Here is an 11,493-nt window from a genome sequence, read left to right as displayed (position 1 = left end):
TATGCCCCCTCATCCCCTGCCCCTTCTCCCCCGCGCGCGCGGGGGAGCAGGGGAAAAGCTAACGGGGAGGTGCGCGGCGGCGCAGCCGCCGCGCACCTCCCCTAAGAATCTCGCCCCCTCCCAACGAAGTTCGGAGGGGGTCGGGGGGAGGGCAGCGCCACTTTTTCGGCGGGCCAGCTTGCGTGACAAGCGCCTGAGAGCCAGCGCATCGCAAGCGGCATTGGAAAGTACCCGTACAAAGCCAAATTGAGAATTGCTGCACCTCGCGTGCGCCGCGCAAACGCGTGCGCAGCAGCGCCTGTGCGCGGCGGCTGTCGAGCGAGCAGTCGTGCGGACGCACCAGTCCGGAAGCGGCCACTGAGGCCGCTACCAGATGAGCAGTCGGTGCGCCGTAATATCGCGCCAGCAACAGGCCGAAGTCATAGCGGCTGAGTCGCTCGCAGCCGGCCACGTGCAGCGGGCCGCGCGCGTCGAGCGCGGCCAGTTCGAGCACCGCCGCGGCCAGGTCGTCCAATAGAATCGGCGAGCGCCACTCGTCGGTGAACAGGTCCACCGGTTGCCCTCTTATTGCGCCGTCCAGCACCAGTCGGCTCTGCGCATCGCTGCCGTCCAGTCCATATAAGTGATGTGCGCACCAGCACAGCCGGCGGGCACGCGGCGCTGACCGCCTGTTCGGCAGCCAGTTTGGCCACGCCGTATGGCATCAGTGGGCCCGTCGGATCGTCTTCCGTATACGCGCCCTTCTTGCCGTCGAATACCGGGTCAGTGGACAGGTGAACGGGACGAGCACCACAGCGCGCTGCCGCTGCGGCCACATGCGTGCTGCCATCGGCGATCACGTCCGCGCGCGTCTTGTCGTATGCGGTGTGGATGATGGCCTGCGGCTGAAAATCGGCAATGACGCGCTGCACGGCACGGGCGTCAGTCAGGTCGAGCGCGACGGCGGCAGGGCAGGGGCGCGCATGGTAGGTGCCAAGCGTTTTGTATGCGTCACGCGCCAGCCGCATCACCGCCGCGCCGAGGAACCCGCTGGCGCCGGTGACCAGCAGGCGGGGGCGGCTCATGCCTCGCCGGACGGGGCGCGGCCAAGCGCGGCCAGCGCCATGCGCGCCGCTTCCTGCTCGGCACGCTGCTTCGTGTTGCCGCGACCCGTGCCCATCACGCGCTCCCCGATGCGCACCTCAATGACAAACTCCTTGGCATGGTCGGGGCCGCTCTCCGAGACAATCTGGTACAGCGGCTTGACCTGGAACCGGCCCTGGCTGGCTTCCTGCAACTGGCTCTTGGCATCCTTATCAAGACGCCCCTGCGCCAGGTATGGCTCCGCGAAGCGGAACCAGAACTGCTTCGCCACCTCGATGCCCTGGTCAAGGTATAATGCGCCGACCAGTGCCTCGAACGCGCCGGCCAGCAGCGGCGAGCGCTGGTGTCCGCCCGCGGCGCGCTCGCCCTTGCCGACGAGCATGTACGCGCTCAGGTCGATCGCCCGCGCGAACTGGGCGAGCGTCTCGCGTTTGACCAGCGCCGAGCGCAGATTCGTCAGCTCGCCCTCCGGCATTTCCGGATAGCGGTGATAGAGGTACTCGCCGGTCAGGAAATCGAGCACGGCATCGCCGAGGAATTCGAGCCGCTCATTGTCCAGCCCGGACTGCTGCACGCTTTCGTTCAAATGCGAGCTGTGCGTCAGGGCGCGCACTAGGAGCGACTTGTCGCGGAAGTTCAACTGGAGCCCGTTTTCCAACTCGGCGGGTGTCGTCATGGGGAAATGAAAAGCCGAGACGGGCAAACGAGCCGCGGCCCGCTTGCCCGTCTCATGAGCGTAACAATCGGCTAGGCCCAATCCTGTTCAGATAAGCCGTCTGCGGACAGCCGCCGTGCTTGAAATGATCCGGGCGACATACGTGCAGCTCCGGACGCTGGCACGCTTTAATGGCCCCTCATCCCCCGACCCCTTCTCCCCGCTCACGGCGGGGAGAAGGGGCCAAGAGATTAGGGATTTGCGCGGCGGCTTTACCGCCGCGCAAATCCCATTTTTCTCTCTCCCCCTCCCAGCGAAGCTGGGAGGGGGCCGGGGGGTGGGAAAATCCACTACGAACACTGCGCGTCAATTGGCGCCAGAGCAGAGGGCAACTCCGTGTCAGAAGCACAACTGGGTTGTCAACGTCCGTGGTCGGCTATTTGAACGGTATTGCGGCTAGGACGCGTATTTCTTGAAGATAACGGTGGCGTTGTGCCCGCCGAACCCGAACGAGTTGGACAGCACCACGTCGACATTGCGCTCAATCGTCCCGTTTGGCGTGTAGTTCAGGTCGCAGTCGGGATCCGGCGTCATCAGGTTGATCGTCGGGTGAATCTTGCCCTCAAGGATCGTCTTGACGCTGACGACGCCCTCGACCGCGCCGGCCGCGCCGAGCAGGTGCCCGAGCATCGACTTGGTCGAGCTGATCGGCACCTGGTAGGCCAGGTCGCCAAATACGGCCTTGATCGCCTGTGTCTCGCCCTTGTCGTTGAGCGTCGTGCTGGTGCCGTGCGCGTTAATGTAGTCGATATCGCCGGGCTGGAGTCCCGCCTTCTTCAACGCGCGCTGCATGCACTTGATCGCGCCCACGCCGCCCTCGGCGGGCGCGCTGGCATGGTAGGCGTCGTCGGTCGCGCCGTAGCCGACGATCTCGGCGAGGATGGTCGCGCCGCGTGCGCGCGCCGACTCGAGGTTCTCGAGCACCAGCAGGCTGGCGCCCTCCGCCATCACGAAGCCGTCGCGGTCCTTGTCGAACGGGCGCGAAGCGCGCTGCGGATCGTCGTTGCGGGTCGACATCGCGCCGGTGCGGTGGAATGCCGCCAGGCCGATCGGCGTCAGCGGTGCCTCGGCGCCGCCGGCCACCATGACCTGCGCGTCGCCGCGCCGGATGATCTCGAACGCCTCGCCGATCGCGTGCGAGCCGGTGGCGCAGGCCGAGATCAGGCAGTAGTTGATGCCGCGCAATCCGAACGTGATCGCCACCTGCCCGGCCGGCATGTTCGGCAGCATGTTGGTGGCCGTGTACGGCGAGACGCGCATCGGTCCCTTGCTGTGCAGGGTGTCGGCCGCTTCCTGCACCGCGCCCAGTCCGCCGATGCCGGTGCCGATCACGACGCCGATCTCATCGGTGTTGTCGGCCGTGACTTTCAGGCCGGACTGCCGGATTGCCTCGGCGGCCGCCACCAGCGTCAACTGGATGATGCGGTCGAAGCGGCGCGCCTCCTTGCGGTCGATCACGTCCGGGTACGCCATCGGGTCGAAATCCTTGACCTCGTTGGCGATGCGCACGGCGAAGCCGGTCGTGTCGAAGCGAGAGATCAGGCTCGCGCCGGAAACGCCGCGCAGCAGGTTCTGCCACGTCGTGTCAACATTCAAACCCAGCGGCGTGACAGCTCCGAGACCGGTCACGACGACTCGCGGATGCGTATGTGGTGAATCCATGCTTTCTCCCGATCAGGTATTCGGCGCCCGGCCGCGCGCGCTGGCGCGGCGTGCGGGCGAATAATAATGCAGAACAGCGGAATTGTAAAAGCGCTAGACGACTTCCAGTCCCGGCGTTTCAATCGCTTCGCCGATGAGCCAGGCATCCTGCCCGGCGGTGGCAAACCGGCGCATCATCTCCGCGGCCTGCGCCGGCGGCGTCGCGATCAGCAGGCCGCCGGAGGTCTGCGGGTCGTGCAGCAGGTCGTTCATTTCGCCGGACAGGTTCGCCGGCAGCCGGACCTTGTCGGCCAGGTATTTGCGATTGCGGCCCGTGCCACCGCTGGCCTGGCCGTCGCGGGCGCACGCCAGCGCGCCATCCAGCACCGGCAGCGCCTCGGCGCGGATGCGCAGCCCGGCGGCACTCCGCTCGGCCATCTCGTTGGCGTGCCCCAGCAGGGCGTAGCCTGTGATGTCCGTGGCGGCGTGCACGCCGACTTCCATCATAATCTGCGCGGCGGTGCGGTTGAGCCGGGCCATCGATGCCACGGCGTCCGCCAGCACGCCGGCATCACAGCGGCCGTTCTTGGCGGCGGTCGAGATCAGCCCGGTGCCGAGCTTCTTGGTCAGGATCAGCGCGTCGCCTGCCTGCACGCCGCCTTTGGTGGCGATATGGCCGGGATGCACGAGTCCGGTCACGCACAGGCCGTACTTTGGCTCGGCGTCCTGCACCGTGTGGCCGCCCGCGATGACCGCGCCGACCTCGGCCATCTTTTCCGCGCCGCCTCGGAAGATCTCCGTTATCACCTCAGGCGGGAAGTCGGCCGGAAAGCCGGCGATGGCCAGCCCGAAGATGACCTCGCCGCCCATGGCGTAGACGTCGCTCATGGCGTTCGCCGCCGCGATGGCGCCGAAGGCGTATGGAACGTCCACGATCGGCGGGAAGTAGTCCACTGTCTGCACAATCGCGTGCGTGTCGTTCAGGCGCCAAACGGCAGCGTCGTCGGACGTTTGCAGGCCGACCAGCAGGTTCGGAAATTGCAGCGGATTAAACGATTCGCTTAACGGGCGCAAAACTTGCGCCAACAGGGCCGGGCCCAGTTTGCCCGCTCAGCCGGCGCACGCCGCGTATTGTGTCAGTCGAATCTGTTTGCCAGTGGACACTCAAGAAACTCCCAAATCCCAAACACCAAATCCCAAGAACCTGACCCCTGATCCCTGTGCCCTGATCCCTGTCCTACTTGGGCGGGCTTTTCAGGCCGCTGCCGGACAGCGCGGCCACGACAATGCCGCTCAACCCGGCGCGCTTCAGCGCCGCGCCGACCACGGCGCTCGTCGGCTCCACATACAGGCCGGTGCGCGCCAGTTCGTCGCGCGCGGCCAGCGTCTCGCTGTCGTCCACGCCGATCGCCGTGCCGCCCGTGTCGCGGATCGCTTGCAATACGTCGCGGTCGCGGATCGGGTGCGCGAGGCTGATGCCCTCGGCGACCGACGGCTGCTTGTCGATGGTTGCGTGCCGGTCGAGCCCCTGCCGCACCGCCTCGACGATCGGCGGACATGCATTAGATTGAACACCGATCATGCGCGGAAGTTTCGCAATCAGTCCCGCCGCCAGCAAATCCTGGAATCCGCGATACGCGCCCAGGAACAGCGAGCCTTGCCCGACCGGGCTCATGAAGACATCCGGCGCGCGGCGGCCGAGTTGCTCCCAGATCTCGTACGCGACGGTCTTGGTGCCCTCGTACGTTAACGGCGACCAGGCGTGTGAGGCGTAGACCAACCCGCCGGCGACCGCGTTTTCGATCGCCTCGGTCGCCTTTTCGCGCACGCCCTCGATCTTGTTCAGCTTCGCGCCGAAGATCTCGATCTGCGCCAGCTTCGCCGGCGATGCGTACGCCGGCGTATACACTTCGGCGGCGATGCCGGCATGCGCGGCGTAGGCCGCGAATGACGCGCCCGCGTTGCCGCTCGAATCGTCGGCGGCGCGCTGCACGCCCCACCCCTTCAGCTTGCTGACGAGCACCGTCGTGCCGCGGTCTTTGAACGACCCGGTCGGTGCCATGTATTCCAGCTTAAAGTGCACCGTATGGCCCGCAAAGGACGCGGCCACCAGCGGCGTCATCCCTTCGCCGAGCGAGACGATCGGCTCGTCATCGCTCACCGGCAGCATCGCGCGATAGCGCCAGAGGGTGTGGTCGTCGCGGTTGATCGCGCCGGCCTTGAATGGCGCGCGCGTTTCCATCTCAAGGTGCGCGCCACACGCCGCGCAGCGCCACGCCTGCGGTCCCGCCGGATAGATTGTTCGGCAATTTGAGCAGATGTAGTTCATAGTTCTTCCAAAGTAGACCCTGCGGGTTTTCAAAATCCGCAGGGTCATTGGGTTATGGCTTGAACGTCTCCATGAACCGCGCGTACACCTTGGCGGTGGAGACGAGGTCTTCGATCTTGGCGCGCTCGTTGATGCCGTGCGCGCTTTCGCCGCCCGGCCCGTAGCCGATGCCTGGCAGTTTCAAGTCGTGCACGTACCAGTGCAAGTCGGTGAAGCCACTGACCACCGACCACTTCGGCTTCTTGCCGCGCACGGCACGCACCGCATCTGAAAACTGGCGGTGGAACGCCGAGTCGGGGTCGCTGACGCACGGGTCGATGCGCTGGAAGACCGACACGTCGAGCTTGACCTTCGGCGTGCGCGCCTTCGCCGCGCGCAAGGCGGCGAGCACTTCGCGCTCGGCGTCTTTCAGCCGTTCGCTCGGCACGATGCGACGGTCGATTGTGAACCACGCCTGGCCGGGCACCGTGTTGACTTTGGCTCCGCCGCCGACGCCGAACACACCGCCGATGTTGATCGTTGGGTGCATGACCTTGCCGTTGGACTGTGTGAACGCCCGCTTGGTCAGCGTCTTTTTGATCGGCTGCATATGGTTGACGATGCTTGCCGCGCCCTCGAAGGCATTGATGCCCTTGTGCGGCTGCGAGGCGTGCGCCGGCTTGCCGGTCACCTCGCTGCGGAACCAGAGCACGCCGTTATGGCCGTAGCCGGCGTTGTCTTTGCCGCCGCCCTCGCACTCGATGGCGTAATCCGGCTTGACAAGCCCTTGCCGCACGATCCAGCCTGCGCCCAGTTCGCCGCCGACTTCCTCGTCGGCCGTCAGCGACACCTCGATGTTCACGTGCGGCATCACGTCACACGCCTTGAGCGCCTGCAGCGCGGTGATCAGCGAGGCGATCGCGCCCTTCATGTCGCCCGAGCCGCGCCCGTAGACCCAGCCGTCCTCGACGACCGGGTTGAACGGGCTGTCGTGCTTCCACGCGCCCGACACCGGCACCACGTCATAGTGCGCGTTGAAGTGCAGTGTCCTGGGCGCGCCCACGTCCCAACGGCCGATTACGTTGTAGCGCGCGTAGCCGGCTGAGTCCGGGTACGTTTTTGCCACGATCTCGTCCGGCACGCGCACGACTTGCGTCGTCATGCCGAGCGCGCGCAAGCGCTTGTCCAGCACGCCGGCGCACTCCTCGTAGCGCTCGCCGGGCGGGTTGACGGTTGCGATGCGCACCAGCGACTGCAGAAAGGCGACCATGTCGGCTTCGCTGGCTTCAATCTGTTTGTTCAGCAGGCTCATCGGCGGTCTCCTTGAGAGGTATTATCCACGAAATGACACGAAGGAACACGAATAAGATCAAATCCCAAAATCCAAATCCCAACCGGTTGCCACACATCAACTCCCAAATCCCAAAATCCAGCTCCCAACCGGTTAGGCAGGTTTGCTCTGCGTACTCGGCGCGCTCTGCGGTTATTGATTCGCAACTGGACTGAACGCTTACTGGGATGCACCCGAATGAACAGGGCCATTTCATAGTCGGAGTCCAAACTGCCCCTTCCTAACCTTCCCCCTGTTCACTGCAGTTGCGAACGGGGGAAGGAATCAATTCCCGCGCCTGCGACGCCGTTTTTGCGTCGCGGACGAGGGTTAGGGAGAGAGCAAATCCAACTTTGAAAAAGCCCTGCCCGCATGAAAGACCAACTTGCTCATTCGTGTGATTTCGTGGATCGCAAGCGCATTGTGTACCGCGCCGCCCGTGATGTATAATCGCCCGGTGAGTTTAGCACACACGGTGCGGCATGGCGATTGAAAAGTCTCTTGACAATGGCTGCGACCGTGCCCCGAGAATTCCGGGTCGGCGCGCCGACGTGCGTGCGGACAGAAACTGGTGCGCCGGACTGCCAACCCGTCATGCCGGCGAAAGCCGGCATCCAGCGGTGCTGCCTCTGGGCCCCGGCTTTCGCCGGGGCGACAACCGGTGACGCTTTGGTGTCGAATGCAGCGAAGTTTCTGAACAGCCTATCGAAGGGCAGGTAAATGCGCGCTTCGACGGCGTATTGCGCCGCTCAGCGCCCGCTTCTCGGATTTATTTATCATGCACTACGACAATTGAATGCCCCTGATGGTGCGGCATGGATACTGAAGCGCAGAAGAACTTTCGCCACAACTTTTCCGTCAGCGTGCTCGATGGCGGCTTCTTCGGGCTGGGACTCGGCTTTATCTCATATGTGACGATCTTGCCGCTGTTCGTCAGTCAGATGACCGACTCGGCCCTGCTGATCGGGCTGATCTCCTCGATGCGCGGCATGGGCTGGCAACTGCCGCAGTTGTTCACGGTCAACCTGGTCGCCAAACGCGACCGCTACAAGCCGCTCGCACTCTTCATGACGATCCAGGAGCGCTGGCCGGTGCTCGGCTTCGCGGCCGTCGCCTGGTTCCTGCCCGGTATGGACCACACGCTGGCGCTCATCATCACGTTCGCGCTGCTGACGTGGAACAGCATTGGCGCGGGCCTGACCGCCGTGCCGTGGCAGTCGCTGATCGCCAAGATTGTGCCGCCGGATCGGCGCGGCATATTCTTCGGCACGCAGGCGGCCGGCGTCAACCTCGCCTCCAGCATCACCGCCGTGGCCGCCGGCCTGATTCTCGAGCGGGTAGGCGCGCCCGCGAATTTCACGCTCTGCTTTCTGCTCGGTTTCGTGGCGATGGCGCTTTCGTGGGGCTGGTTCGCGTCGATTCGGGAAAGCCCCGCGCCGCCGACGGGCGCCGCGCCCAACCAGCGCGCCTTCTGGAGCCAACTCGGCGCCATCCTGCGCCGCGACGCCAACTTCCGCTGGTTCATCATCGCCCGCATGATCGCGCAGATGGCCGTCACGTCCATCGCATTCTACACCGTTTTCGCGGTGAAACAGCATGGGATGGGGCCGCTGGTCGCCGGCATCATGACCAGCGTCTTTACCGCCGCGCAGATCGGCGCGAACGCGGTGATGGGCTGGCTCAGTGATCGGCTTGGCCATAAGCGCGTGATGCAGATCGGCATCCTGTGCGCGACGTTCAGCGCGGTGCTGGCGTGGCTGGCGCCGGACATCAACTGGTTCTACGCCGTCTTCACGCTGGCCGGCATCGCCAACGTCGCGGTCTGGACGATTGCGATTGCGATGACGCTGGAGTTCGGCACGCACAACGAGCGGCCCGCGTACATCGGTCTCGCGAACACGCTGGTCGCGCCATCGACGATCGTGTTCCCATTGCTGGCGGGCACGCTGGCCGACATCGCCGGTTACCCGGCGGCGTTTGCCGTCTCGGCGGTCGGCGGGTTGGCGACGGCGATCGTGATTCAGTTCAAACTGCACGACCCTAGGCGGATTGCCAAGGCCGCGGCGGTCACTCCAGGATAACGTCTCCGCTCTTGCCGCCGTGCTTCTCGGCCAGTCGCACGGACTCGATGCGCATGCCCCGATCGACCGCCTTGGCCATGTCGTAGATCGTCAGTGCGGCGACGCTGAGGGCGGTTAACGCCTCCATTTCGACGCCGGTCTTGCCGGTCGTCTTGACCGTCGCCTGGATGCCGACCACGGCCTCGGCGCCTTCCGCGCTGTCGGGCACGTCGAAGTCGATCTTGACGCTGGTCAGCATCAGCGGGTGGCACATTGGAATCAGGTCGCTCGTCCGCTTGGCCGCCATGATGCCCGCCACGCGTGCCACGGCGAACACATCGCCCTTCTCGATGCCGCCGCGCTTGATCAGCGCCAGCGTCGCGGCCTGCATGCGGATCGCGCCGCGCGCGATGGCTGTGCGCTCAGTGTCGCTCTTCGCGCTCACGTCCACCATGCGTGCGCGGCCCTGCTCGTCCAGATGGCTCAGGTTCATAATGCTCCGCTCCCTCAGTCGAAAGACACTGTTTCTTTGCCCTGCAGCCTCTCCTGCACCTTCGTCACAATCAGATCGAGGTGAGCCGGGTGCTTCACGAAGTCGAGGTTGTGCGATGGCACGGTCAGGATCGGGCACATCGCGAACGAGGACGCCCATTCTTCGTACAGCGTGTTTAGCTGCGCCACGTAGGCGCGCGGAATGTCCTGCTCGTACGTCCGCCCACGCTGCCCGATGCGCGCCAGCAGTGTGTCTACGTCGGCGCGCAGATACACGACCAGATCGGGCGCCGGCAGGAACTCCAGCAGCACGTCGTACAGTTCGCGGTAGCAGCGGTAATCGCGCTCGGCGATCTGCCCCTGCCGGAACAGGTTCTTGGCGAAGATCTCTGCATCCTCGTACACGCTGCGATCCTGCAGCACCGTGCCGGGGTGCGTGATCAGTTGCCGGTGCATGCGCAGGCGGCGCGACAGGAAGAACATCTGCGACTGGAACGCCCAGCGCGGCATGTCGGCGTAGAAATCCGAGAGGTACGGATTGGCCTCGAACGGCTCGAAGAACGGCGTCCAGCCGAGCCGGTCGGCCAGGAACTGCGTCAGCGTGGATTTGCCGACGCCGATGTTGCCCGCGATGACGATGTACCGTTTGGTCATACGATTTCTCGATCATTGCAGCAGCGGCCCGCTTTATAATCTACCACGGAGACACAGAGGCACAGAGAAAAAATGATGTTCTCTGTGCCTCTGTGTCTCCGTGGTGACATTTCTATTTTGTACGCATCAAAGCAACTGCTGTTGGAATTCGCCGATGCTGAGGTGCGCCCGGATGCGGCCGACGACATGCTGGAAATCCTCGGTCTTGCGCACGAAGTCAAGGTCGTTCGTGTTGATGGTCAGCAGGGGAGCGTCGTCGAAGCCGGCGAAGAACCGGTCGTAGGCGCCCGCCAGGCCGTCGATGTACGCCCGTGACATGGCGCGCTCGAACGGGCGGTCGCGCTGCGCGATCCGGCTCAGCAGCACATCGGTGTCCGCCTGCAAATAGACCACCAGGTCGGGCGGCGGCAGGCTCTCGGCCAGGATCGGGTAGAGGCGGCTGTGCATATCCAGTTCGTCCCGGTTGAGCGTCGCGCGCGCGAAGATGCGATCCTTGGCCAGAATATAGTCGCTGACCAGATTGCCGCGCGACAGGATCGCCGGCGCAGAGACCTGCATTTGCCGATAGCGGGAGAGCAGGAAGAAAATCTGCGTCTGGAAGGCATACTTAGCCCGGTCATGGTAGAAATCCGACAGGAACGGGTTTTCCTCGACAACTTCGAGTATCGGTTCGGCCGTGAACGGCGCCAGCAGCATACGCGCCAGGGTTGTCTTGCCGACGCCGATGACGCCCTCGACGGCGATGAAAAAATTGCCCATGGAATGCTCCGGGTAAGTCTGCGCGCCGCGACGTGACCGGCGCGTCTGCCCGCTATCTTGCCTGCGACGCCGCGAAATGTCAAACGCTCAGCAATTCTCAATTTGGCATTGGACGGGTACTTTCCAATGGCGGCTTGTCATGCGCTGGTGCTCAGGTGTTTATCACGCAAACCGATTCGACGAGTAAGTAATGCTGCCCTCCCCATTCACTTTTCCCCTTCTCCCCCGCAACGCGGGGGAGAAGGGGCCAGGGGATGAGGGGGCAGCTTGGTGGCCAGACTCCAAAATGAGAATTGCTGGTCAAACGCTATGGCTGGTTGGGATATATCGCCAGACTGTTGCAGGTCGCAAGTCCGTCATGCCGGCCTGTAGTTAGCCGGCTTCCACTTTCATCGTGACCACCATCACACCTTAAGTGGATTCCGGCCAAAATCGTGCCGGAATGACGGAC

General features: G+C 64.4%; 9 protein-coding genes and 1 pseudogene. 1 reads left to right on the top strand and 9 read right to left on the bottom strand.

Annotated features, from left to right (window positions below):
• Positions 1-58: 58 nt before the first annotated feature.
• The 6 genes and pseudogenes from HZB53_07990 to HZB53_07965 form a co-directional block, all read right to left on the bottom strand.
• A pseudogene (locus HZB53_07990) lies at positions 59-1,064 on the bottom strand (SDR family oxidoreductase).
• Positions 1,061-1,759, bottom strand: coding sequence for a ribonuclease III (gene rnc, locus HZB53_07985; protein MBI5877574.1), 699 nt, complete (start codon positions 1,757-1,759; stop codon positions 1,061-1,063). Before rnc ends, HZB53_07990 begins: the two are co-directional and overlap by 4 nt.
• Before the next feature lie 435 nt (positions 1,760-2,194).
• Positions 2,195-3,460, bottom strand: a complete 1,266-nt coding sequence (gene fabF / locus HZB53_07980) for a beta-ketoacyl-ACP synthase II (GenBank protein ID MBI5877573.1) — start codon at positions 3,458-3,460, stop codon at positions 2,195-2,197.
• A gap of 93 nt (positions 3,461-3,553) precedes the next feature.
• Entirely contained in the window at positions 3,554-4,603 is a 1,050-nt protein-coding gene (gene selD / locus HZB53_07975; GenBank protein MBI5877572.1) for a selenide, water dikinase SelD, read from the bottom strand.
• 73 nt (positions 4,604-4,676) lie between these two features.
• Positions 4,677-5,768, bottom strand: a complete 1,092-nt coding sequence (locus HZB53_07970) for a pyridoxal-phosphate dependent enzyme (protein MBI5877571.1) — start codon at positions 5,766-5,768, stop codon at positions 4,677-4,679.
• 52 nt (positions 5,769-5,820) lie between these two features.
• Entirely contained in the window at positions 5,821-7,059 is a 1,239-nt protein-coding gene (locus tag HZB53_07965; GenBank protein MBI5877570.1) for a M20 family metallopeptidase, read from the bottom strand.
• Between the two features lie 833 nt (positions 7,060-7,892).
• Between HZB53_07965 and HZB53_07960 the strand changes: the two genes are divergently transcribed.
• Positions 7,893-9,158 (top strand): MFS transporter, encoded by a 1,266-nt coding sequence (locus HZB53_07960; GenBank protein ID MBI5877569.1) that lies wholly within the window; start codon positions 7,893-7,895, stop codon positions 9,156-9,158.
• Here HZB53_07960 and moaC read toward each other — a convergent pair.
• The 3 genes from moaC to HZB53_07945 all read right to left on the bottom strand — a co-directional run bounded on the left by moaC (position 9,145) and on the right by HZB53_07945 (position 11,042).
• Entirely contained in the window at positions 9,145-9,633 is a 489-nt protein-coding gene (moaC, locus tag HZB53_07955; GenBank protein ID MBI5877568.1) for a cyclic pyranopterin monophosphate synthase MoaC, read from the bottom strand. The genes HZB53_07960 and moaC overlap by 14 nt on opposite strands.
• A gap of 11 nt (positions 9,634-9,644) precedes the next feature.
• Entirely contained in the window at positions 9,645-10,283 is a 639-nt protein-coding gene (locus HZB53_07950) for a deoxynucleoside kinase (protein MBI5877567.1), read from the bottom strand.
• Between the two features lie 126 nt (positions 10,284-10,409).
• Positions 10,410-11,042, bottom strand: coding sequence for a deoxynucleoside kinase (locus HZB53_07945; protein MBI5877566.1), 633 nt, complete (start codon positions 11,040-11,042; stop codon positions 10,410-10,412).
• Between the last annotated feature and the right edge of the window lie 451 nt (positions 11,043-11,493).

It is taken from the genome of Chloroflexota bacterium (genome assembly GCA_016235055.1).
Taxonomy (GTDB): Bacteria; Chloroflexota; Anaerolineae; order JACRMK01; family JACRMK01; genus JACRMK01.
The sequence above is the reverse complement of the archived record's forward strand: the minus strand, read 5'-3'. Positions and strand labels throughout refer to the sequence as shown.

Bases quoted from the DNA above. Each gene is read 5' to 3' on its own strand.
- HZB53_07950 (MBI5877567.1), bottom strand. From the start codon at position 10,283: ATGACCAAACGGTACATCGTCATCGCGGGCAACATCGGCGTCGGCAAA.
- fabF (MBI5877573.1), bottom strand. From the start codon at position 3,460: ATGGATTCACCACATACGCATCCGCGAGTCGTCGTGACCGGTCTCGGA.
- HZB53_07960 (MBI5877569.1), top strand. From the start codon at position 7,893: ATGGATACTGAAGCGCAGAAGAACTTTCGCCACAACTTTTCCGTCAGC.
- HZB53_07945 (MBI5877566.1), bottom strand. From the start codon at position 11,042: ATGGGCAATTTTTTCATCGCCGTCGAGGGCGTCATCGGCGTCGGCAAG.
- HZB53_07970 (MBI5877571.1), bottom strand. From the start codon at position 5,768: ATGAACTACATCTGCTCAAATTGCCGAACAATCTATCCGGCGGGACCG.
- HZB53_07965 (MBI5877570.1), bottom strand. From the start codon at position 7,059: ATGAGCCTGCTGAACAAACAGATTGAAGCCAGCGAAGCCGACATGGTC.
- rnc (MBI5877574.1), bottom strand. From the start codon at position 1,759: ATGACGACACCCGCCGAGTTGGAAAACGGGCTCCAGTTGAACTTCCGC.